General features: G+C 74.5%; 24 protein-coding genes and 3 tRNA genes. 6 read left to right on the top strand and 21 right to left on the bottom strand.

Features of this window, described 5'->3' with window-relative positions; translation table 11 throughout:
• Positions 1-122: 122 nt before the first annotated feature.
• Positions 123-512, top strand: a complete 390-nt coding sequence (locus C5N14_RS10765) for a hypothetical protein (protein ID WP_117667936.1) — start codon at positions 123-125, stop codon at positions 510-512.
• 46 nt (positions 513-558) lie between these two features.
• Here C5N14_RS10765 and C5N14_RS10760 read toward each other — a convergent pair whose 3' ends face one another.
• A complete protein-coding gene (locus C5N14_RS10760; protein ID WP_117667935.1) occupies positions 559-1,005 on the bottom strand; it encodes a hypothetical protein in 447 nt (148 codons plus the stop codon).
• A 124-nt stretch (positions 1,006-1,129) separates the two neighbouring features.
• Here C5N14_RS10760 and C5N14_RS10755 point away from each other — a divergent pair, with 124 nt between their 5' ends.
• Positions 1,130-1,831, top strand: a complete 702-nt coding sequence (locus C5N14_RS10755) for a DUF2786 domain-containing protein (RefSeq protein ID WP_117667934.1) — start codon at positions 1,130-1,132, stop codon at positions 1,829-1,831.
• Between the two features lie 20 nt (positions 1,832-1,851).
• Here the strand turns inward: C5N14_RS10755 and C5N14_RS10750 are convergent, their stop codons facing one another.
• The 10 genes from C5N14_RS10750 to C5N14_RS33010 all read right to left on the bottom strand — a co-directional run bounded on the left by C5N14_RS10750 (position 1,852) and on the right by C5N14_RS33010 (position 9,437).
• A complete protein-coding gene (locus tag C5N14_RS10750) occupies positions 1,852-2,361 on the bottom strand; it encodes an SRPBCC family protein (RefSeq protein ID WP_117667933.1) in 510 nt (169 codons plus the stop codon).
• Positions 2,362-2,725: 364 nt separating this feature from the next.
• Positions 2,726-3,097 (bottom strand): hypothetical protein, encoded by a 372-nt coding sequence (locus C5N14_RS10745; RefSeq protein WP_128763554.1) that lies wholly within the window; start codon positions 3,095-3,097, stop codon positions 2,726-2,728.
• A 1,664-nt stretch (positions 3,098-4,761) separates the two neighbouring features.
• Positions 4,762-4,835: transfer RNA gene (locus tag C5N14_RS10740), tRNA-Phe, on the bottom strand.
• A 103-nt stretch (positions 4,836-4,938) separates the two neighbouring features.
• Positions 4,939-5,012, bottom strand: a tRNA-Asp gene (locus C5N14_RS10735).
• A gap of 31 nt (positions 5,013-5,043) precedes the next feature.
• Positions 5,044-5,116, bottom strand: a tRNA-Glu gene (locus C5N14_RS10730).
• A 155-nt stretch (positions 5,117-5,271) separates the two neighbouring features.
• Complete coding sequence (locus C5N14_RS10725; RefSeq protein ID WP_117668014.1) at positions 5,272-6,078, bottom strand: polysaccharide deacetylase family protein; 807 nt, start codon at positions 6,076-6,078, stop codon at positions 5,272-5,274.
• Positions 6,079-6,147: 69 nt separating this feature from the next.
• Positions 6,148-7,107 (bottom strand): MerR family transcriptional regulator, encoded by a 960-nt coding sequence (locus tag C5N14_RS10720; protein WP_117667931.1) that lies wholly within the window; start codon positions 7,105-7,107, stop codon positions 6,148-6,150.
• On the bottom strand, positions 7,097-7,708 hold the full coding sequence (idi, locus tag C5N14_RS10715; protein WP_117667930.1) for an isopentenyl-diphosphate Delta-isomerase: 612 nt from the start codon (positions 7,706-7,708) through the stop codon (positions 7,097-7,099). The genes C5N14_RS10720 and idi overlap by 11 nt, the downstream gene beginning before the upstream one ends.
• The gene (gene crtI / locus C5N14_RS10710) at positions 7,705-9,186 is read right to left on the bottom strand and encodes a phytoene desaturase family protein (RefSeq protein ID WP_117667929.1); all 1,482 of its coding nucleotides are present in this window, start codon (positions 9,184-9,186) and stop codon (positions 7,705-7,707) included. The genes idi and crtI overlap by 4 nt, the downstream gene beginning before the upstream one ends.
• Positions 9,174-9,437 carry a hypothetical protein gene (locus tag C5N14_RS33010; RefSeq protein ID WP_243639426.1) on the bottom strand — a complete coding sequence of 88 codons (264 nt, stop codon included), beginning with the start codon at positions 9,435-9,437 and terminating at the stop codon, positions 9,174-9,176. Before C5N14_RS33010 ends, crtI begins: the two co-directional genes overlap by 13 nt.
• A 65-nt stretch (positions 9,438-9,502) precedes the next feature.
• Between C5N14_RS33010 and C5N14_RS10700 the strand changes: the two genes are divergently transcribed.
• Together C5N14_RS10700 and C5N14_RS10695 are read left to right on the top strand one after the other, a co-directional pair.
• Positions 9,503-10,426, top strand: coding sequence for a phytoene/squalene synthase family protein (locus C5N14_RS10700; protein WP_117667928.1), 924 nt, complete (start codon positions 9,503-9,505; stop codon positions 10,424-10,426).
• Between the two features lie 160 nt (positions 10,427-10,586).
• Positions 10,587-12,035 (top strand): NAD(P)/FAD-dependent oxidoreductase, encoded by a 1,449-nt coding sequence (locus C5N14_RS10695; protein WP_117667927.1) that lies wholly within the window; start codon positions 10,587-10,589, stop codon positions 12,033-12,035.
• A gap of 68 nt (positions 12,036-12,103) precedes the next feature.
• Here C5N14_RS10695 and C5N14_RS10690 read toward each other — a convergent pair whose 3' ends face one another.
• On the bottom strand, positions 12,104-12,871 hold the full coding sequence (locus C5N14_RS10690) for a crotonase/enoyl-CoA hydratase family protein (RefSeq protein ID WP_117667926.1): 768 nt from the start codon (positions 12,869-12,871) through the stop codon (positions 12,104-12,106).
• 252 nt (positions 12,872-13,123) lie between these two features.
• On the opposite strand from C5N14_RS10690, the gene C5N14_RS10685 reads away from it, so the two are divergent.
• Together C5N14_RS10685 and C5N14_RS10680 are read left to right on the top strand one after the other, a co-directional pair.
• On the top strand, positions 13,124-13,516 hold the full coding sequence (locus C5N14_RS10685; protein ID WP_128763553.1) for a hypothetical protein: 393 nt from the start codon (positions 13,124-13,126) through the stop codon (positions 13,514-13,516).
• A 174-nt stretch (positions 13,517-13,690) separates the two neighbouring features.
• Entirely contained in the window at positions 13,691-14,542 is an 852-nt protein-coding gene (locus C5N14_RS10680) for a Rieske 2Fe-2S domain-containing protein (RefSeq protein ID WP_117668013.1), read from the top strand.
• A gap of 181 nt (positions 14,543-14,723) precedes the next feature.
• Here C5N14_RS10680 and C5N14_RS10675 read toward each other — a convergent pair whose 3' ends face one another.
• The 9 genes from C5N14_RS10675 to C5N14_RS10635 form a co-directional block, all read right to left on the bottom strand.
• On the bottom strand, positions 14,724-15,926 hold the full coding sequence (locus tag C5N14_RS10675; RefSeq protein WP_117667924.1) for a LysM peptidoglycan-binding domain-containing protein: 1,203 nt from the start codon (positions 15,924-15,926) through the stop codon (positions 14,724-14,726).
• Positions 15,927-15,941: 15 nt separating this feature from the next.
• A complete protein-coding gene (locus tag C5N14_RS10670) occupies positions 15,942-16,373 on the bottom strand; it encodes a pilus assembly protein TadG-related protein (RefSeq protein ID WP_117667923.1) in 432 nt (143 codons plus the stop codon).
• A complete protein-coding gene (locus C5N14_RS10665) occupies positions 16,370-16,885 on the bottom strand; it encodes a TadE/TadG family type IV pilus assembly protein (RefSeq protein ID WP_117668012.1) in 516 nt (171 codons plus the stop codon). Before C5N14_RS10665 ends, C5N14_RS10670 begins: the two co-directional genes overlap by 4 nt.
• A 155-nt stretch (positions 16,886-17,040) precedes the next feature.
• Positions 17,041-17,451 carry a TadE/TadG family type IV pilus assembly protein gene (locus tag C5N14_RS10660; protein WP_117668011.1) on the bottom strand — a complete coding sequence of 137 codons (411 nt, stop codon included), beginning with the start codon at positions 17,449-17,451 and terminating at the stop codon, positions 17,041-17,043.
• Positions 17,452-17,609: 158 nt separating this feature from the next.
• A complete protein-coding gene (locus C5N14_RS10655) occupies positions 17,610-17,825 on the bottom strand; it encodes a hypothetical protein (RefSeq protein ID WP_117667922.1) in 216 nt (71 codons plus the stop codon).
• Between the two features lie 29 nt (positions 17,826-17,854).
• A complete protein-coding gene (locus C5N14_RS10650) occupies positions 17,855-18,724 on the bottom strand; it encodes a type II secretion system F family protein (protein ID WP_117668010.1) in 870 nt (289 codons plus the stop codon).
• 46 nt (positions 18,725-18,770) lie between these two features.
• Positions 18,771-19,727: a type II secretion system F family protein gene (locus C5N14_RS10645; protein WP_371685829.1), complete on the bottom strand. Its 957-nt coding sequence runs from the start codon at positions 19,725-19,727 to the stop codon at positions 18,771-18,773.
• Positions 19,676-21,229, bottom strand: a complete 1,554-nt coding sequence (locus tag C5N14_RS10640; protein WP_117667920.1) for a CpaF family protein — start codon at positions 21,227-21,229, stop codon at positions 19,676-19,678. The genes C5N14_RS10645 and C5N14_RS10640 overlap by 52 nt, the downstream gene beginning before the upstream one ends.
• Positions 21,219-22,019: a ParA family protein gene (locus tag C5N14_RS10635; RefSeq protein ID WP_117667919.1), complete on the bottom strand. Its 801-nt coding sequence runs from the start codon at positions 22,017-22,019 to the stop codon at positions 21,219-21,221. Before C5N14_RS10635 ends, C5N14_RS10640 begins: the two co-directional genes overlap by 11 nt.
• Position 22,020: the final 1 nt, after the last annotated feature.

Genomic DNA, 22,020 nt, shown 5'->3' with positions numbered 1-22,020 from the left:
GGCTGTTCGGCGGGGCCGTGGATCCCGGTCAATCGCCTGCTAGTCCCGCATGTGCACGCAGGGTGACCGGGTCGGCGCTTTCGGGTGGTCACGGGTTGACCACCCGTCGTACAGTTCGCCGGGTGACGGACGTACCGCAGCAGACGCTGGACGACGCGACCCTCGTGCTCCACTCGGCCCTGGCCGGAGACGGCGACGCGGTGGTGGGCACCTTCGACGAGGTGGTCGACCGCGCCGGCCTCGCGGGGGCGTACGGGGTGGCCTGGTGCCTGGCGGCCACGATGGTCGGGGACGTGCCCGCCCCCGGCGGCGCGGCGCTGGACTTCCCCGGCATCGACGAGGCCGGCTACGACACCCGCTGGGTGGCCCGTTTCGTCAGCGCGTACGCCAACGCCGACGCCGACACCGGCGAGGCCCTGTTCGGTGCGGCGGTCGCCGACGGCCTGCTGCCGGACTGCCTGCTCACCCTCGCCGGCTCGACGGTGGCCACCCTGCGCAGCCGGGTCGCCTGACGCCCCGACACCGGTCCGGGGGGACCGGCCGCCGGGGCGCCGCCGCTCAGAACGCGTGGTACGCGACCAGCGGCTCGTACTCGTAGCGCAGGTTGGAGAAGCGGACCCGGAAGTTCACCCCGTCCCGGACGTTGGTGGCCACCGTGATCCACCCGGACTGCGCCGGGAGATAGGTCCAGTAGTTGCAGCTGTTGGTCTTGTCGACGAAGACCACGCAGGCCTGGGTGCCGAAGCTGCTCGCGTTGCGGACGTTGACGTCCGCGCAGCGGCTGGTGGTCCGGTAGGTGCCGGCCTCCCCACCCCAGCTCCCGGTCTGGAAGTACGAGCGCACCGCGCCGCCGTAGCAGGTGGCGAGGGTGCCGGCGAGGTTCGTCACGGGCGCGCCCGCGTCGGGCCTCGTGGGCGCGGGGGCCGCCTGGGCGGGGGCCGCGAGGGCGAGCAGCGACGCCGCTGCCGTCGTCGTGGCCAGCAGGCGGACGGCCGGGGATGACATGGGCGCCTCCAACTGTCGACTGACCGTCCGTACCGGACGATTCACCAAGCGCGACGATGATACGGGTCGATCAATCTCGCCGCCGGCCCCGCGGTGTCCGGGGCGGTGTGATAGCTCTGGTGGCATGTCGGAGGCCATGCTCGCCAAGGTGCGCAAGCTGCTGGCGCAGGCCGAGGACCCGGCCTGCACGCCGGAGGAGTCGGCCGCGTTCACCGCCAAGGCGACCGAGCTGATCGCCCGCTACGGCGTGGACCGGGCCCTGCTGGCGGCCCGCGACCCGGCCACCGACCCGGTCGGCGACCGGCTGGTCGAGGTCGTCGCCCCGTACGCCCGGGACAAGGCCGGCCTGCTCGCCGCCGTCGCCGCCCCGCTGCGCTGCCGCTGCGTCCGTCGCCGGCACGGCAGCGGCTTCACGATGCACCTGTTCGGCTTCGCCAGCGACCTGGAGCGGGTCGACCTGCTCTTCACCTCGCTGCTGGTGCAGGCGGCGCACGGGCTGGCCGGGGCGGTCGTCCCGGTGGGGGAGCACCCGGCCGCGTTCCGGCGCTCCTGGCTCGCCGGCTTCGCCCAGGTGGTCGGCACGCGGCTGGTCGAGGCGGAGGCCGGGGCGGTCGCCGACTCCGGCGGGCCCTCGGTCGCGCTCGTGCTGGCCGACCGCTCGGACCGGGTCCAGCGCCGGGTGGCCGAGGCCTACCCCCGGCTGCGCGCCGCCGCACCGCGCCGGCTCGCCGGCACCGGTTTCGGCTCGGGCGCCGCAGCCGGCCGCCGCGCCGACCTGGGCGGCCAGCGCCTACCCCCCACCCGACCCCACCAACTCCCCCACTGACCGTGCGGTCGCCTGTCGGGTCAGGGCTGGGTGGCCGAGGCCAGGTAGCGGGCGAGCAACTCGTGCCAGCCTGCGGTGAGCGCCTGCCGGTATCCCTCGGCGGCCTCGCCGTGCCGGTCGAAGTGCCGGTGCTCGACCTCCACCCGGGTCCGCTCCGACCCCTCCGGCAGGAACAGCACCTCCACCTCGCTGGCCCGCGCCGGGTCGGGGACCGGCACCCGGTCCGGGCCGATCTGCCAGGTGAACACCAGCCGCCGGGGCGGGTCCCAGGTGAGCACCCGGCCCCAGTCGCTCCGGAAGCCGTACGGGCCGATCTCGTAGAGCATGCCGCCGGCGCGCGGTTCGATGCCCAGCTCCGCCAGCGCCGCCGGGCCGGACCAGGTGTACTCCCGGACCCACCAGTCGGCCAGCGCCCCGGTGAACACGGCGAAGGCCTGTTCGGCGGAGGAAGGGACGAGGAGACTGCTGCGCAGCGAGTACCGCCCGACGTCCTGCCGGACGCCCGCAGGTCCGGCCATCTCCTGTCCCATAGGTCCGGACCATACCGGCTGATGCCCCAGCGTGCAGCTTCCTGCTTGCCCTGAATCGGACAGGGCGCGTCCGGATTGCGGACAGTCCCGATCCACCTGCGGACGCGACAGGGCGGTGAACGTGGGCACGATACGGGTGAAACGGGCGTCCGCAGCCGGATGCCGGATGATCGGGCGGCGCCAGCAGTTGGAAGCGCGCGACTATCGCGCCGAGATGACCAGCTCGACCCGCCCACCGTGGAAGCTGGAGAGCGTGGGGCACCGCGTCATCGAGCACCAGGGCACCTGCACCGCCCGGCTACGCGATTCGCCCTGGCCCCGCGCGCCCTTCCCAAAGGGCGCGCGGGGCGATTGCGGCCGTCAGCTAGTGCGAGAAGCTGTAGGAGGGCGAGAAGATCGTGCCGTAGGTCCGGAAGACGTTGTGCTCGCCCGTCTTGATCGTCCGCGAGCCGAGGAAGACCTTCGCGCCGTTCCCGTGGGCATACACGTAGACAGGCTCAGTGCTGCCGGCGGCGAGCGTGATGCTCCAACACTTGCCCTGCGTGACCAGATAGCTGGAGAACCCGCCACGCGAGGGGAACTCCAGGGTCGCCGAGTAGGTCGCCTTGTTGCAGAGTCCGGTGCGGTTGGTGGTGGCTGCGCTTGCCGGCGTCGCGGTGGTGGCCATTCCTGCCAGGGCCAGGGCGCCGATCAGGACCGGTCGCCATGCCTTGCGCGTGCGAGTCGAAGCTGTCATCTGGGGCCTCCTGGGGCCGTGTCGTGGCGTAGTGCCGTGGATCAGTTGCGCCTGACACGCGTGTAAAAGGCGCGTCTATGGGAGCACGGATGCCTCCGGTGGCTGGGTTCACGGAACCTTTATGTCGTCGGTCGCCACGCCTGTCCTCCGGTCGGAGCGGCGGCCCGCAAGCGGGCCGCGCCGGCCCGGCCCCGGCCCGCTGGCGACCTCCGGCCGGCATCGGCCGGGCCGGCCGGCCGCGTTGGTGTCCCGTCCGGACGAACCTGGCACCGTCCGGCTGTAGTCGGCACCACCGTGGCACCTGTCCGGACTGACTTGGCATCTACGCAGGGCCGCGCTGTTGATCATGACCCCGTGGCTTCCGCTCGCTGTCCACCCCCGAAGCACTCCTCCGGCGGGGCGTAGGCACGAATGGTGCCGTTGTGCCGCGCAACTCTTCCGTCAGCGGTGAGGGCTACGAGGCGTTTACAGACGGGGCACCGGCCCCGCTGGTGCTGCGAGCGCTGAGTCACCTTGCCTCCCCCGGGTAGGTCTCGTTGCACGTCTTCAGTTTCATCCGCCGAGCCATGCCGCCCATCGTTGCCGATCGAGGCTCGGAAGCGGGCTGACCACGGAAGGTGCCAGGTTCGGCCGGACGGGACAGTTGGCGGACTGCAAGAGCTATTGCCCTCCGGGCGGGGATCTTCGACAGAGACGGGGGGAGGCCCGTCCGGACGGTGCGGTAGTCGATGGTTGCGCGGGTCGCCATCTCCCCCATGAGTCCCAGGCAGAGCCGAGCGGGCCAGGGGCCGGTCACGCCCATCGACGGCGTGTAGGTACCGGCGGGCCGCAGCCATGGACGAGTGCCCGAGTCGCTTCATCAGGTCGGCCAGGGTCGCGCCGGTCTGCGCGGCGAGGTCTGCCCGGTGTGCCGCAGGTCGTGAAAGGCCAGATCGTCAAGGCGCTCCGCGCGGCGCGGGCCGGGGCGTGGTAAACGGCTCCTGCGGAGCCGCCGCCCCGCCCGCCTCCGGCGGCGGGGCGGAAAATCAACCGGCCCGGACCCCACGCCCCGCCCCGCGCGTCAGCCTGGGTCAGTGAGGTGACCCGACGGTGTGTGGGTCGGCGGCAGACGGGATGGCAGCAGCGGGGAGAGCGGGCGCGCGGCCCGTACGCAACGCTCCGGGTCAGCGAGCAGCTGAGGAGTGTGGCACCGCACCGAAACGATACAGCCGGTCTGAGAATCGATGGTGAGCTCGACGCTCGACCCAAAAGCTGTGGGAGCCGCCGTGTTATCTGCTTCAACCGTAGGAGGCCCGCAAACCGACACCGGATCAACCCGCAAGGGTCGTCCCGCCGGCTCGCCGGTGAGAAAGCCAAGGCCCAGCATCACGCCGGCTGCAATGACAAACCGAGGGTGCGGGCGTCGCAGAGGCGGCGAGCTGCGCGGTGGCACATCCAGATCAATAACGGGCATACGGCACGCTAGCGCCCTGGACTGCCCGAGGACCATCAGAAGGCTTGGACTCGCATGCGGCGTGCAGCGAACGTGCAACGAACGACGGTGATCAAGGGTCAAGAGCGGTCAACCAGGGGCCACGGCGATTGATGCGCCGGGGGTACCAATAGCAAGGTCCCCACCGGCGTTTCCGCAGGTGGGGACCTCTGTAGCCCGGCGAAAGGCTATGTGGCCAGGGGCGGGGTCGAACCGCCGACCTTCCGATTTTCAGTCGGACGCTCGTACCAACTGAGCTACCTGGCCGTGCCGCTCGGCTCATGGTACCCAAACGGCGGGATCACCGCCGGCCGGGGACCTGCTCCGATACGCAGAACGCCGCGCATGGTACGCGCGGCGTCAGCGCTTGCGGTCCTGACGGGACTTGAACCCGCGACCTCCGCCTTGACAGGGCGGCGAGCACTCCAACTGCTCCACAGGACCTGGCTGGTGTTGCTCCGGCTTGCGCCGGTCGTGCCCCCAACGGGATTCGAACCCGTGCTACCGCCTTGAAAGGGCGACGTCCTGGGCCGCTAGACGATGAGGGCGGCCCCGCCATCATTGCACACTCGCAACTTCAAGCGGACTTGCTCCCATCCGGCCCCGCCGGAGGCTTGGAAAGCATACGTGACGGGCGGCCCGCGAAACAAATCGGTATGGCCGAGGGCACGCCCGCCCGAAAACTCGCAGGTCAGGGCCGGTTCTAGCTGAGTCGCACCAGCCCGTAACGCCGCTTCAGGTCGCCGATGAGGTGGGCGCACGCGGAGATCGTGGCGGCCCGGTTCCCGCCGCCGTCGTGCATCAGCACGATCGCGCCGGGGCGGACGGCGCCGGTCACCCGACGCGTGATCGTCGAGGCGGACGGCTTGGCCCAGTCCTGCGGGTCGACGCTCCAGTGCAGCGGTCGCATGCCGAGCTGTCGGCCCACCGCCACGACCTCCGGGGTCCACTTCCCGCCCGGCTGGCGGTAGAACGGCACCTTGGCGCCCGGCACCGCCGCCTGGATGGCGCGGTTGGTGCGTACCAGGTCGGCCCGGATATCGGCGACCGGCCGCCGGCCGAGGTCCAGGTCGTGCCGCCAGCTGTGGTTGCACAGCTGGTGGCCCTCCCGGACGATCCGCGCGACCAGCTGGGGGTACGCCCGGGCCCGGGTGCCGATCACGCAGAAGGTGGCCTTCGCCCCGGCCCGGCGCAACTGGTCCAGGATCTTCGGCGTCCAGATCGGGTCGGGCCCGTCGTCGAACGTCAACGCGACCGCCCGCCCGCCGGAGGTCCGGCGCAGCCCGGCCGGGAGCGTGGTGGGCGCCGGACGCAGCCTCGGCGGGACGGTCCGGGTCGGCTTGGGCGACGCGGTCGGCTTCGGTGTCGGTTTCGCTGTCGGCTTCGGCGATGTCGAGGCCGACGGTGCGGGGGCGACTGCCTCCGGGGAGCCGCCGGTCGTCCGCTCGCCGCAGCCGGCGAGGAACAGGATCAGGCTGATGCCGAACGCCAGGGCGGCGCGTGCACTCATCGTCACTCCGAGGGGCGGGTACGTGGGCTACTCGACGCTAGTGGACGGGACGCGAAAACGGCAGCGCGGTCAGTGCCCGGCCGGCTGGCCCAGGGAGTCGCGTACCGCGAGGGCGAGCGCGACCGCCTCGGCGAGGTCGACCGGGCGGACCACGCCGGCCGGCAGGGAGTCGGCCCGCCAGCCCGGGCCGGCGGCCAGCACCAGCAGTGGCCGGCGCGGGCTGGCCAGCAGCACGGTGAGCTGGGCCGGGTCGGCGGTGGCCTGGAGGTGTGACCAGACCACCACGGCGGCCGGGCCGGTGCGGTTGACCGCCTCGACCAGGGCCGCCGCCGGCACCCGGGCGCCGAGCATCCGGTACGCCACGTTGGCCTCGGCCAGCGCGGCGGCCAGCGCCTCCAGCGGCAGGGTGTGTTGTTCCTCATCGGCGCAGGAGAGCAGGATCCGGGCCGGGCCGGTGGCCGGGCCGGCCCGGGTCACCGTGGCGAACGCCTCGGAGACGCACCGGGACACCACGTGCTCCACCTCGACCAGCCCGCCCGTGGCGGCGTGCCGCTCTCCGATGCCGACGAGCACCGGCCGCAGCAGCCCGTCCCAGGTGGCGACGACGCCGTCGGCGGCCAGGGCGCGGGCGATCGTCTCGCCGATCGCCACCGAGTCCAGCCGCATCGCGGCCCGGGCCAGCCCGCGGGCCGCCGGGCCGGCCCGGCCGACCGGGATGGTCTGTCCGCCGCCGTCGCGGACCCCGAGGGGGCGGACCTCGACGAGGGCGTCGGTGGACACCTCGCCGGCCAGACCCGGGGCCGGCGTCTGCCGGGCCCAGCGGGCCGCCTCGGCCGGGGTGATCCCCTCCGCGGTCAGCCTGCGCATGATCTCCAGGCGGGCGAGGTCGGCCGCCGTGTACCGCCGGTGGTGGCCCGGCACGTGCTGGCTGGGGCCGAGTCCGTAGCGCTGGTGCCAGGTGCGCAGCGTGGTGACCGCGACGCCCAGTCGGCGTGCCACGGCCCCCGCGCTCAGCGCCTCATCGGCCACCCGACCGCTCCGACGCGTCATCCGCCGGAAGGCCGGCCGGGGCCGCGCTGGGACCGGGGGTGCCCGCCGAGGGACGCAGCAGGCGGTTCACCACCCCGCCCAGCCAGGGCGCGTACGCGCGGGGGTCGACGTCCAGGTCGGCCTCCAGCGCCGCCGGGTCGACCCAGCGCAGCTCGGCCACCTCGTCCGGGTCGGGACGCAGGGGTACGTCGGCCGGCACGTCGGCGCGCAGCACGTGGTCGTACTCGAACTCGACCCGCCCGGTGGCGGGGTCCTCCGCGTAGTAGACGTACACCCCGACCTCGGTGAGGTCGACGGGCCCGGCACCCAGTTCCTCGCCCAGCCGCCGGTTGGCGGCCTCGATCGGCGACTCACCCGGCGCCGGGTGGCCGCAGCACGAGTTGGCCCAGCGCAGCGGGAACCGGGTCTTGGCGGCGGCCCGGCGTTGCAGCAGCACCCGGCCGTCCGGGGCGACCAGCAGCACCGAGAAGGCCCGGTGCAGCCGGCCCGGCGGCTGGTGGGCGGCGGACACCAAGGCCGCGCCGTGCGCCCGGCCGCCGTCGTCGACCAGTTCGACCAGGTGGCCCTCCCGGCCGCTCACCGGTTACCGCCCGTGACGCGGGCGGCGGCCAGCTTGCCGGAGATCAGGACCATCGGCACGCCGACGCCCGGTTGGGTGCCGGAGCCGACGAACACCACGTTGTCGAGCGTCCGGTGCAGGTTCGACGGGCGGAACGGGCCGGTCTGGAAGAAACTGTGTGCCGACGCGAACGGGGTGCCGGCTGCCATGCCCTGCTCGGCCCACTCGGCCGGGGTGACCGCGCGCAGCACCTCGACGCCGTCGCCGAAGCCGACGTACCCGCGTTCCTGGAGGGTCCCGACGAGCTGGTCGGTGTAGCGGCGGGTCAGGTCGCCGCGCCAGTCGAACGGGGCCCGGTCGAGGTTGGGCACCGGGGCGAGCACGTAGTAGGTGTGGCGGCCGGCGGGGGCGACCGACGGGTCCGTTCGGCTCGGGTTGGTGACCAGCAGCGACGGGTCGGTCATCAGCTCCCCTCGCCGGATCACCTCGTCGAACGTGCCCTTCCAGGATCGTCCGAAGTGGATGTTGTGGTGGGCGATCTTCTCATAGCCCTGGCGGGACCCGATGTGCAGCACCACGCAGGACGGCGAGTAGGTGAGCCGGCGCCGCCGGGCCGCGGGGAGCAGGTCCCGGTAGGCCACCGGCAGGTCGGGGTTGAGCACCACCACGTCGGCCGGGATGAACTCGCCGTCCGCGGTGACCACGCCGGTGGCCCGGCCGTTCGCGGTCTCCACCCGGGTCACCGTGGTGCCGTAGCGGATCTGCACGCCGTGCTTCTCCGCCGCACCGGCCATCCCCTGGGAGACCGCGTGGATGCCGCCGCGCGGGAAGTAGACCCCGGCCACCGAGTCGAGGTACGCGATGACCGCGTAGATGGCCAGCGCGTCGTGCGGGGCGAGCCCGGCGTACATCGCCTGGAAGGAGAAGATCCGTTGGGTGCGCGGGTCTTTGAAGAACTGGCCGATCTTCGTCTGGAGCCGGCGGAACGCGCCGTTGGCCAGCAGCTTCAGCAGGTTGCCGGTGAGCAGGTCGGTCGGGGCGTCGAGGTTGCGCTCGATGAAGTCGGCCCGCTCCAGCCGCCACAGCTCGCGGGCGTAGTCGACGAAGCGCAGGTACCCGTCGGCCTCCCGGGGCCCGCAGACGGAGGCGATCTCGGCCGCCATCCGGGTGCTGTCGGTGATCACGTCGAGCGTCGAGCCGTCCGGGTAGTACGCCCGGTACGCGGGGTCCAGCGGCATCAGCTCGACCCAGTCGCCCAACTCCTCGCCGACCGCGCCGAGCGCCTCGGCGATCAGGTCGGGCATGGTGAGCACGGTCGGGCCGGTGTCGAACTCGTACCCGTCGACGCTGAGCCGGCCGGCCCGGCCGCCCGGCACCGGCTCCCGCTCGACCACCGTCACCTGCCGGCCGTCGCCGGCCAGGTGCAGCGCGCAGGCCAGCCCGCCGAGCCCGGCGCCGACGACCACCACCCGGTCGGTACGTCCCGTCACGGTCCGCACGTGACCACCTCCCTCGAAATGTCGCTCATCATGCCCACCGGTCGGTGGCGGCGGTGGCGAGGCCCGTCAGCGCGGTGCGCGCGGTACCCGTCGACCGGCGCGCTGTCCAGCCCGACCAGCCGGGCCACCTCCACCCCCTGGGCCAGGTCGTTCGGGAACGCGGCCAGTACGCCGCGGACCGGATCGTCCGTCGCCTCCGGCTGTGCCGGCGCGACGCGGAGCGCCTTACCCGCAACTGCGTCGTTGGCCATGCGGGCGAGCGTACCCTAGGGTTACGAGTTGCGTCGATTCCTGCGTCGTTATCCGAGGAGGGCCGGTGAAAGTCGACCTCACCGCTGCCTATGATCGCTGCCGCGAGCTGCACAAACGTCATGGCCGCACCTACTATCTCGCCACCCGCCTGCTCCCCGCTTGGAAACGTCGGCACGTGCACGCCCTGTACGGTTTCACCCGGTACGCCGACGAGATCGTCGACCGCACCGAGGACCTGCCGCCCGCCGGGCGGGCCGCCCGGCTCGACGACTGGTCGGCCCGTTTCCTGGCCGGACTGCACGGCGCGCCGGTCGACGACCCGCTGCTGCCCGCCGTGCTGCACACCATCGCCGTCTTCGACCTCGACCGGGCCGACTTCGCGTCGTTTCTGCGCAGCATGGCGATGGACCTGACGGTCACCGCGTACCCGACCTACGACGACCTGCTCGACTACATGGAGGGCTCGGCCGCCGTCATCGGCAGCATGATGCTGCCGATCCTTGGCAGCTCCGACCCCGCCGCCGCCCGGGAGCCGGCCCGCCAGCTCGGCCTCGCCTTCCAGCTCACCAACTTCATCCGCGACGTGGCCGAGGACCTGGCGCGCGGCCGGACGTACCTGCCGGACGAGGATCTGGCCAAGTTCGACGTCACCCGCGAGGACCTGTCCGGCGCCGCCGCGCGCCGCCGCGCCAGCGCGAAGATCCGCGAGCTGATCGAGTACGAGGTGACCCGCGCCCAGGCCCACTACGAGGCCGCCGCCCCGGGCGTCACCCTGCTCTCGCCGGCCTCGCAGGCCTGCATGCGCACCGCGTACGCGCTCTACGGCGGCATCCTCGACGAGGTGGCCGCCCAGGACTACGACGTGTTCACCCGACGGGCGCTGGTGCCCCGGCGGCGGCGGATGGCCGTCGCCGGGTGGGCCCTGCTCACCCCGGCCGGCACCCCGGTCGCGGTCCCCGGGCCGGCCCTGGCGCCAGCCCGTAGCTGACCCGTAGCTGACCCGTACCTGCCCCGGACTCACCGTCGTCGAGCCCGGCGCGCTGCGCCCGGTCAGCGGCGACCGGGTCTGGCGCCGGTGGCCGCCGGAACGCGTTGGCCTGCGGGGCGGCGCGGTGGTGGCCGGTCGCGCGGTGCGGAATGCTGGCGGCATGGCGGAACCGGAACTGGTGGACGTGGTCGTGGTCGGGCTCGGCGTCGGCGGTGAGGAGGTGGCCGGGCGGCTCGCCGAGGCGGGCCTCAGCGTCGTCGGCATCGAGCGGAGCCTGGTCGGCGGGGAGTGCCCCTACTGGGGGTGCATCCCGAGCAAGATGATGATCCGGGCGGCGAACGCGGTCGCCGAGGCCCGGCGGGTGAACGACTTCGCCGGCGCGGCGCAGGTCCAGCCGGACTGGGCGCCGGTGGCGAAGCGGATCCGTGCCGAGGCCACCGACACCTGGGACGACCGGGTCGCGGTGGAACGGTTCACCGGCAGGGGCGGCCGGTTCGTGCGGGGCAGCGGCCGGCTCGACGGCCCCGGCCGGGTACGCGTGGGCGACCAGGTCTTCCAGGCCCGGCACGGAATCGTGCTCGGCACCGGTACCCGGCCCTCCGTGCCGCCGATCGCCGGGCTCGCCGACACGCCGTACTGGACGAACCACCAGGCCGTCGAGGTCGAGGAGCTGCCCGGGTCGCTGCTCGTGCTCGGCGGCGGCGCGATCGGGCTGGAGCTGGCCCAGGTCTTCGCCCGGTTCGGGGTGGCGGTGACGGTGGTCGAGGCGGCGGACCGGGTGCTCGCCGTCGAGGAGCCCGAGGCGTCCGAGGTGGCCACCGCCGCGCTGCGCGCGGACGGGGTGCGGATCTGCACCGGGATACAGGCCGAGCAGGTCGACCACGACGGGCGGGCGTTCACCCTGGGCGCGGCCGGCGGCGTCGAGTTCACCGCCGAGCGGCTACTGGTGGTGACCGGCCGGCGGGCGCACCTCGACGAGCTGGGGTTGGACGGCGTCGGGGTGGACCCGTCCCAGCGGTACCTTGCCGTCGACGACCGGATGCGCGTCGCCGAGGGCCTCTGGGCGGTCGGCGACCTGACCGGCGAGGGGGCGTTCACCCACATCGCCATGTACCAGGCGGCCATCGTGGTCGCCGACGTGCTCGACCACGTCCGGCGGGCGCGCTCCGGCGCGGACGCCAGCGGCACCGCCAGCGCGGTCGGCGGCGCGGCGAGCACGGCGGGGGCCGGGACCGCCGGCGGGGTGCCGCACGCCGACTACCGGGCGCTGCCCCGGGTCACCTTCACCGATCCCGAGGTGGGCGCGGTCGGGCTGACCGAGCGGCAGGCCCGCGAGCGCGGCCTCAACGTGCAGGTCGGCGTGAGCCAGCTCGGCTCGTCCACCCGGGGCTGGATCCACCGGGCCGACGGCCTGATCAAGCTGGTCGCCGACGCCGACCGGGGCGTCCTGGTCGGCGCGACCTCGGTCGGCCCGGCCGGCGGTGAGGTGCTGTCGGGCCTGGTGGTGGCGGTGCACGCGGCGGTACCGCTGAGCCAGCTCCGGCACATGATCTACGCGTACCCGACGTTCCACCGCGCCATCGAGGACGCTCTGCGCAACCTGAGGTAGCGCCGCGCGCTCCCTGATCGTCCGCCGTGACACCTCCCCGGCGGGTCGGGCCGGTGCGGTGCGGACGGTCAGGATGACGCGGGCGCGCCGTGCCGGCCGGCGCCTGCGGCGAAGCGGGCCGCGCCCGCCGCCCCGTCGGCCGCCAGCGACTCCGCGCCGTGGGCCAGCTCGACCGCGAGGGCCTCCGGCTCGGGCAGGTTGGCGCCGGCCAGCACCGCCGCCCGGTCGTTGCGCAGGCAGGTCTGCGGGTGGCGGGCGATCCCGGCGGCCAGCCGCTCGGCCTCCGCCCGGGCCTCACCCGGTGCGACCAGCCGGTTCACCAGACCCATCGCGTACGCCTCGTCGGCCGGCACCGGGCGGCCGGTAAGGATCAGGTCCATCGCCCGGCTCTCGCCGATCAGCCTCGGCAGCCGGAAAGTCCCCCCGTCGACCAGCGGCACCCCCCAGCGTCGGCAGAAGACCCCGAGCACCGCGTCGGCCTCGGCCACCCGCAGGTCGCACCAGAGGGCCAGTTCCAGCCCGCCGGCCACGGCGTACCCGGAGATCGCCGCGAGCACCGGCTTGGACAGCCGCATCCGCGTCGGGCCCATCGGGCCGTCGCCGTCCGGCTCGACCCGGTTGCCGCTGGGGGTGCCGATCGCCTTCAGGTCCGCCCCGGCGCAGAACGTCCCGCCCGCTCCCCAGAGCACGGCCACCGCCGCCTCCGGGTCGGCCTCGAAGGCGCGGAACGCGTCGGCCAGGGCCCGGGCGGTCGGCCCGTCGACGGCGTTGCGGGCCGCCGGTCGGTCCAGGATCACCGTGGTCACGGCCCCGGCGCGTTCGACCCGTACCCCCATCGGTGGCCCTCCCGGTCCGGCGGCTCGCCCCTCGGCCGCAGCCCATGCGGTGGTGTGCCCACCCCGATGTCGACCGTAGCGGTCCCGCCCGTCCCGACGGAGCACGGCGGGCGCGCACCGGTCCCGACGGATCCGGGCCGGGCCGCCACCGGGCGGCGCGGAAGCGGCCCCCGCCGAGGCGGCGTGCCGGGACCGTTGGGCGACAACTGGCCGGCGAACGGTTGATTCATGAATCTCGATTACTGGGATAGCGTGACGACAACCCTCGGCTACCGGCCGGCTACGTACGGGAGGATCTTCATGCGTGCCACCGTCAGGGTCCTGCTCGCCTCCGTCCTCACCACCCTCGGCCTGACCGCTGCCGTCGCCACCCCGGCCCTGGCCAGCGCCCCCGCGCCCTTCTGCGAGTCCGGCGCGTCGCAGTTCTACTGCGACGCCACCAGCACCGGCACGACGACCTGGACCGTCACCTGGTACTCCGGCAGCGTCGGCACCTTCACGACCGCCGGCTCGACCCTCTTCGCCGGCTGCCCGGCCTCCAACATCGGCCTGCCGGTGCGGGTCAGCTACAGCTACTTCGACGGCAGCGTGACCCAGTACAGCGACACCGGCAGGTTCACCTGCCGCAGCGGCCCCTGGCAGTAGCGGCGGGGTCCCGCGCCGCCGGAAGGTTCGGCCGCGCGGGACCCTCCGCCGGCACCCGGACGGGTGAGGTACGGCGGTGCCGGCCGCGTCCCCGGACGACCGGTCGACGCGTACGGCGACGGGCTCGTCACCGCCGCCCGGTTTGCGACCGCTCCTGCCGGGAAGTCGGACGGAATGCGGGCACTCTTGACGAGAATCGAACAGAATTCGGCGCTGGACCGGGTCGGGGACCGGTTGCAGCGTGCCGTTCAGGCCACCATCCGTCCGCAGCGGGTACGCGACCTGCTGCACGGCGTGTTCCTCGGGCATCCGCTGCATCCGGCGCTGGTGCAGGTGCCGGTGGGCTCCTGGATCAGCGCTGCCGTGCTGGACCTCATGCCCGGCCAGCGCCGGGCGGCCACCACACTGGTCGGGCTGGGCACGGTCAGCGCCCTCCCGGCGGCGGTCGCCGGGCTGAACGACTGGGCGGCCCTCGCCCGGGACCAGCGCCGGATCGGCCTGGTGCACGCCGCCGCCAACACCGTCGGCCTGGCCCTGTACGCGGGCTCGCTGGCGGCCCGGCTGCGTGGTCGGCACGGGACCGGGCGGGCGCTGGCGTACCTCGGGCTGACGGCGGCGAGCGCGGGGGCGTACGTCGGGGGGCACCTGGCGTACAAGCAGGGGGCACAGGTCAACCAGAGCGTGTCCGAGCTGCACCGGATCAGCGACGGCTGGCACCCGCTGGCGGACCTGGCCGGGCTGCCGCAGCGGAAGCTGGTCACCCGTGAGGTGGACGACGTCTCGGTGATCCTCTACCGGCACGGCGACGAGGTCACGGTGATGCTGGAGCGCTGCCCGCACCAGAGCGGCCCGCTCGGCGAGGGCGAGGTCACCGAGATCGACGGGCACGCCTGCGTGGTCTGCCCGTGGCACGGCAGCGCGTTCCGGCTCAACGGCGGCGAGGTCGTGCACGGGCCGTCCGGGAACGACCAGCAGATCCTGCCGACCCGGGTGGTCGACGGGGTGCTACAGACCCGCCTGCCCTGAGCGTTCCCGCCCCGCCCACGCCACCGCCACCGCCACCGCCACCGCGCCGCCCCGTCGCCCCGCCGGGCCCGTCGCCCCGCACTTTCACGGAATGTGTGGCATCGGCGCGCGCCATGGCCACACATTCCGTGAAAGTGCGCGCAGGGGGAGGGGGCCGGGTGCGTGGGCGGGGTGGTCGGGGTCAGCCGCGGCGGTGCCGGCCGGAGACCAGGGACCGTGCGCCGGCGGCGGCCCGGGCGACGGCCGGCCGGCGGCGCAACCCGAGGACCGCGCCGATCTGCGCCCCGACGATGCTGGCCACTGCGAGCACCGCCGAGACCGCGAGCGGCCGGTTCACCTGGTCCTCATCGCCCGCCCGGGAGGCTCCGGCGGCCATCGCCGGCTGCGGCCCGGTGGGCGGCTGGGCCACCTGCTGGGTGCCGCGGGTCGACCCGGCCGACGGATGGGCGGCCGACGGCGCGGGTGCCGGCCGGGTGGCCCGCGGCGTCACGGGCGGCGTCGCCGCCGGGGTCGTGGGTGCCTCGGCTCCCGGCGGGGTCGTGGGTGTCCCGGCGGCTGGCGGGTTCGCGGGTGCCTCGGCTGCCGGCGGGGGAGTGACCGCGCCGCCGGGGGCGGGGGCCGTGGGCCGGACCACCAGCCGGCCGGTGGCGTGCGTACGGGCCCCGGCGTCGGCCGCGCCCTCGGGGAGCCTGATGAGCTGCCCCGGGCGGATCCGGTCGGGGTCGTGCAGCCGGTTCAGCTTCGCCACGTCCCGGTACCGGTCGAAGTCGTCGAGGTAGCGCTCGGCGACCTCGCCCAGGTAGTCGCCCTTCGCCACCCGGTACACCGCCGGCTGCGCCGGGTCGGGGAGCTGGGCCGCCGTGGCGACCACGACCGGCGACGCCGGCCGCGCGCCGACCGGGGGCGTCGTGGTGACCGCGCGCGCCTCGGCCGCCGCGACGACGGCCGGCTGTGCCGCGGTCGGGTGCGGGCCGGCCAGCACCGTCGCCGCGCTGGCGGCGGCCGGGCTCGCCGCGATGATCAGGGCCACCGACCCGACCAGCGCCGCCGCGGCCCGCTGCTGCCGGCCCATCCCGGGCAGCCGGGGCGCCGGCCGGCGCAGCGACTGCGCGCCCAACTCCACGAGCACCGAGAAGGCGAAGGTGGCCCAGCCGAACCAGCCGACCAGGGCCAGCGCCCGCAGGAAGAGTTGACCGTCGTCCCGGCTGGTCAGCGTGGTGCCGATCTCGGCGAGCGTGGGTACGTGGTCGGGCAGCGGGTTGCCGGCGAACGCGATCAGCGCCACCGGCCCCCCGACCAGCACCGCGATCAGCACGACCAGCGCGCCGAACCCGGTGAGAACCTGTCCGGTCCGCCGTGCGGCGGAGCGACCCGGTGCGGCCATGGCGTGCCTTCCTTCCTACGGGCCCTCGGTGAGGGCCCGCGCGGTGGCCTCACCGGAGACGGTGACGGTGTTGCCGAAGCCGAAGAAGCCGAGCATGTACCGGTCGTAGGTGACCGTGACGTGCACCCGGACGAGGGTCTCCCCGCCGACGACCGGGAACTCGACGGACGAGGCCGTCACCCCGGCCGCGTCGAGGTAGCTGTCCACTGCGGCCCTGGCGGCCACCTGGTCGATCACCTTGGGCCCGCCCTCGATAGCCTTCGCCCGGTCGATGGACTGGCCACCGGTCCGGGCCGCCTCCGCGGCCAGGTTGTCGGCCCGCTGCATGGACCGCAGTTGCCCGGCGCCGTCGAAGGCCAGCCCGATGATCGCGAGGACGCCGATCATCCCTGCCGCGAGGAACAGGCTGACCCGGCCGTCGTCGCCGCGGAGCCGGCGGGCGGTCACGACCGGCTCCGGTAGCGGTCCAGTGGGGAGGTGAAGGCGGCCGAGATCGTCCGGCTGGTCGGCATCGCCGGCAGCAGCGACAGCTCGATGTCGGTGAAGGAGACCGTGCAGGCCACCTGCACGGTGACGGCGGCGGGGTCGCCGGGGTCGCTGGCGAATGCCTCGTCGAAGCTGACCGCCACGCCGTCGACCGAGCCGCTGAAGGTGAGCGCCGGCTGGCCGGCGCAGTTCGCCCGCTGCCAGTCGAGCTGGTTGTTCGCGGCGGCCAGGGCCTGCTGTCGGGCGGTGGTGGCGTCCCGGGAGATGGAGGCGGCCCGGGCGGCGTCGTGCGCCGCCGACTGGATCGCCTCCTGGGCGATCGCCGTACGCCCGGCCACGCCGGCCAGCACGAGCAGCGCGAGGAACGCCGGGGCGAGCACGGCCACCTCGACGGCGACCGAGCCGCGATCGTCCCGCCGTGGGTGGCGGGCGGCGACCGGAGCGTGTTCGTGCCGTTGGGAGCCGGTGGCCAACGGACCACCCCGGTCCCGTCCCGGGCGGTGGGCGGCGTCCGGGTCGCCGTCGGGGCGGCGCCGGCCGCGGACCGCGGCCCGCGCGTACCGCAGGAGCCGGGCGCCCCGGAATCGGCGCCGCTCGCCGGCCGGCACGGCAGGTACCCGCACATCGCTCATCCCGTCGTCCACCGTTCGACCGTGCCGTGGGCGGTCTGCCGCACCGGGAACTCGACCCACGGGATGACCGACAGGGAAGTGCCGGTCACCGTGCAGGTCACCTCTGTGGCGGCCGTCTGGCAGTCGGGCCCCGGCGCGTCCCAGCCGACCAGCCAGTCGCCGGCAGAGCTGAGGAAGTCGGTCGCCCGCTGCGCCCCGGCCCCCTCCGGGGCCTGGTGGACGCGCTGGGCGTTGACCGCGCTCTGCGCGGCGTTCAGCGCGGTGGCCCGGGCGACGAACCAGGCGGCGGCCTGGATCGAGGCGAAGAGCAGCACCAGGATCGCCGGCATCACGACGGCCAACTCCACCGGGTTGGCGCCCCGCTCGGCCGGGCCGTCGGCGAGTCTCCGTCGGGCCCCGGCCAGCAGCCCTCGGGGCGCCTCCCCGGTTGGCCGCCGTACGCCGTCGCGCGCCCACCCGCCCGGTCGCCGCCGTACGCCGTCGCCCGCCCGCCCCGGTGCGCGCAGGCCGGTGGGCCGGTCGGCGGGTGCCGACCGGCTCCGGTCCACGCGGGCGGGGCGGCCCGTCACGGTTTCGGGGCCTGCGGGGCGGTGTTGCTCGGGATGGCGTTCATCCAATCGTTGGCCTTGGCCAGGGCGAGGCCGGTGACCGCCATGGCGACCGCGACCAGGCCGAAGATGATCACGGCGGTCGGCACCGGGCTGTCGCCGCGCTCGCCGTCGCGGCGCAGCTCGGTCAGTCGCGTCGTCAACGCGATGTGCAGATAGGCGATGAGGTGCATGACGTGCTCCTTCGAACTGGGGAGGGGTTTCACAACCGGGCGAGGAACGGGTAGACGGCGAAGCCGAGCAGCACGAAGACCAGCAGCGAGCCGGGGATGTCCAGCCGGCTGGTGACCGCCTCGGCCCGGGCCAGGTTGTCGGTGCGGATCTGGTCGCGCAGCGAGTCGGCCCGGCTGCGCAGCGTCTCGTGTACCTGCGCCCCCTCGGTGCCCGAGGAGCGCATGATCGCCCCGACGTCGCCCAGCTCCGGGATGCCGATCTTGTCGGCAAGTTCGCGCAGCTCGTCCCAGGGCGAGTGCATCTGCATCTGGGCGATCCGCAGCGACTCCCGGATCCGGTCGAAGACCCAGCCGTCGCAGACCGCCGCGGCCCGCTCCAGGGCCTGCACCGGGCCGTGCGCGGCGGAGAGCTGCAACGCCACCAGGTCCAAATAGGTGCAGACCGCCTGGCGGAACTCGTCCCGGGCGGCGTCCGCGCGAGTCAGCACGCTGCGGTGCGCCACCAGGGCGGCGACCAGCGCCATCCCCAGGCTTCCCAGCAGCGGTACGACCACCGGCACGGACACCCCGCCGAGGAAGAGCACCGCACCGGCCAGGGTCGGGGTGACCAGGCCGATCAGTGCGGAGAGCAGCAGGGACAGGGCGTACTGCTCCGGGGTGCGGTCGATCAGGGCGAGCTGCCGGTGCGGCGGACGCAGCCAGCGGGCCAGCCCGCCGACCCAGTCGAGGTGCTGCGCACCGCTCGCGGCGGTCCGGCCGGTGCCCGGCGGCTGGTGCAGCCGGCGCAGGGCGGGGCCGAGCGCCGGGGCGGCCGGCAGCGCCTCCCGGACCACCAGGAACACCCCGAGCCCCACCGCCGCGCCGCCGCAGACGGCGACGGTGAGCTGCCAGTTGAGGATCAAGGGTGCCGCCTTTCGTTCACGACTGCGGGGCTCGCAGGCTCACTCACGCAATCGCCTCCGTCGGGTCGGGGGCGGGCAGGAACCGCGCCGGCCGGGGCGGCTGGCTCATCGCCCGCACCCAGGCCAGCAGCCCGATGAACGCCCCGCCCAGCACGGCCATCACGAGCTGACCCACCGGCGTGCCGTACGGGCGGACGTAGTCGGCGTTGACCAGGCCGTACGCCAGGGTCAGCAGGGTCATCCCGGTGAGGAAGCGGACCGCGAACCGGGGCTGGGTGCGTTTGGCCTCGATCTCGCGGCGGGTGGCCACCTCGGCGCCGGCCGCGCTCGCGATGGAGCCCAGCACGTCGCCGAGCCGCTCGCCCCGGTCGGTCAGGTGCAGGATCAGTGCCGCCACCACCTGGTCGGCGACCGGGTCGCCGATCTCGTGGGCGAACGCGAGCAGGGCCGTCCGGGCCTGCCAGCCCGCCTGGAGCCGGGCGGCGAGCGTCCGTACCTCCTCCGCGATCTCCTCGGGCGCGGTGGCGATGGTGCCGAGGATGGCCTGCTGGAGGCCCTGGCCCGTGGACGAGACGTCCTTGAGCCGGCGGGTCCACTCGCCGACCGCCTCGATCCGGGCAATGGCCCGCTGCTCGGCGCGGCCGACCGCGAACAGCCACGGCGCGCCGGGCACCGCGACGGCGACCAGCAGGCCGACCACCGGCAGCCCGGTGAGCAGGAACGCCAGCGCACCGGCGAGCACCGCCCCGCCGAGCAGCGCCTGGTGGTTGCGCTGCTCCCGGGCGGTGCTGCCGGAGCCGAGCCAGAGCCGGCGCAGCCCGCCGCCCGGGCCCGCCCCCGGAGCCGGGCCGGCGGGCCGGGTGGTGCCGACCAGCGCCACCACCGCCAACACCAGGCCGGCCACGCACGCCGCGCCGGACACCACGGCGATCAGCTCGATGTTCGCGGTCACCGGGCCACCGGCCGCGCGCCGAGCCGGCTGTGCCGGGGACGCTGCCACGCCCCGGCCCCGGCCTCGATCCACCGGCCCAGCAGCCGGGCGTCGTAGCCCACCCGCAGGAGTTGGTCCCGGACGCGTTCGGGCAGGTGCCGGGGGATGGCCCGGCCGTCCGGTCCCGGACCGAAGACGCTGGTGGTGGTGATCCGGCTGCCCTCGCCGACCCCGATCACCTCCTCCACGTGGGAGACGAAGCGGTACTTGCGGCCGCCGATCGCGGTCTCGTCCTCGACGGTGACGTAGACGATCAGGTCGAGGGCGTTGCCGGCCATCCGGCGGGCCTGGTCGACGGTCATCTCCCGGCCGTGCGCGAGCGCCAGCTCGACGATCCGCTCGCCCACCCCGGCGGGGGTACGGGCGTGGATGGTGCACATCGACCCGCGGCTGGTGGTCATCGCCTGGAGCATCGGCACGATCTCCCGGGACCGCACCTCGCCGACGATGATCCGCAGCACGCCCATCCGCAGCGAGACCGGGATCAGGTCGGCGATGCTCACCTCGCCGGCCGGGCGGCCGTCCAGCCCGCGCTCGCCGTGCCCCTCCCGGGCCTCGAAGCTCATCACCGCCCGGTGCTTGTGCCCCCGGCGGGCGGGCAGCAACTCCCGGCTCTCCTCCAGCAGCACGTACGGCTCGTCGGCCGGGATCTCGTCCATCAGCGCCCGGATGACGGTGGTCTTCCCCGCCCCGGCCAGCCCGGCGACCATGATGTTCAGCCCGGCCCGCATGGACGCCCGCAGGAAGTCGCGCAGCAGCGGGTCGATCATCTCGTCCAGATCGCCCCGGCCGCCGGCGATGTCGTCGAGGCTCACCTCAAGGGTGTTGTGCTTGCGGATCACCGCGTACGGGCGGTGGCTGACCAGGAACACGGCGGCCAGCCGGCTGCCGTCGGGCAGTTGCAGGTCCAGGGTGGGCTTCGAGGTGGACAGCGACCGCTCGGTCGCCCCGGCCCGGCGGGCCGCCGCCTGAAGGATCTCCACCAGTTCGTCGTCGCTGTCGGCGATCGGGTCGGCCCAGTCGACGCCGCCACCGTGCCGGGTGATGCGCACCTGGTCGCAGCCGAGGATGTGCACCTCCTCGATGGTGTCGTCGACCAGCAGCGTCTGGAGCCGCCCGAGGCCGACCAGCTCGGCGGTCACCTGGTCGAGCAGCAGCCGCTCCTCACCGGCGGGCATCGGGGTGCCGGCCCGGCGGACCGCGTCGGCGTAGTCGGCGACCACCGCGACGGCGAGCCGGGCCCGCTCGACGTCCTCGGCGTCGGCGTCGAACTCCCGGCCGCGCTGCCACAGTGTGAGCCGTTCGCTCAGCTCCCGGCGCAGCTCCCGGACCACGGCGAAGTCGACCCGGGGCCGGGGCGGCGGCGGGGCTACGGGCGGCGGGGCGACGCCGGCCGGCGGCTGGGTCTGTTGGTGCCGCCCGTTCGGGGCCGGCGGCAGCGGCGGCGCGATGGAGGTCGCGCCCGGCTGCTGCGGGACCCGGGGGTCGTGTGACACCGGCTCAAACCGCATCCGGCACCCCTCGGGCAGCCGGCCAGGCCAGGCGGGCCCGCCGGCGGTCCAGCAGCGCCCGGATCGGCACCTCCAGGGCGCCGGCCGCGCGCGTCAGGGGCCGTCCGGCCCGCACGGTGCCGCCGAGGGTGAGCACCTCTGCGGTACGTGGGTCCTCCGGCAGCCGCGCGATCACCGGCAGCCGCAACGCCTTGCTGATCTCGCCCGGGCCGTGTCCGTCGCCGATCGGCAGCAGCCGCAGCGTGCCGGGCGGCACCCGGTGCTCGGTGAAGTCCCGCTCGATCGCCCGGATCATGGACCGGGCGGCGGAGAGGTCGGGCAGCTTCGCCCGGGTGACCAGGAGGACCACCGCGGCGGCGCGCAGGATCGGCCACGGCGGGCCGGCCACCTGGAGCCGTCCGCAGTCGACGAGCACGTCGTACGGGGGCTGGCCGCGTTCCAGGTCGAGGAAGAAGTCGGCGAACCGGTGCCAGAGCGGGGTGACGCTGCCGGCCTGTGCCGGGTCGACGACGCCGGGCAGCAGCAGCCGCTCCCGGCGGGGCGCGTCGAGGTCGACGAGCTGGGACCAGAACGCGGACTCCAGGCTCCCGTCGCGCAGCTCCCCGACGGCCAGCTCGCCGATGCCCCGGGGGCCGTCCAGCACCCCGCCGAGGTAACCGGCGAGGACCGACCCGCCGGACGGGTCGCACTCGGCGAGCACCAGCCGCCGGTGCCAGGTCAGGGCGCAGGCCAGCGCGGTGGTGGTGACGCCGGGCGAGCCCTTGGCCGAGACCAGCGCGATGATGGCCATG

It is taken from the genome of Micromonospora sp. MW-13 (assembly GCF_003434305.1).
Lineage (GTDB): Bacteria > Actinomycetota > Actinomycetes > Mycobacteriales > Micromonosporaceae > Micromonospora.
Note: the sequence above shows the minus strand (reverse complement) of the source record. Positions and strands in the feature narration are given on the sequence as shown.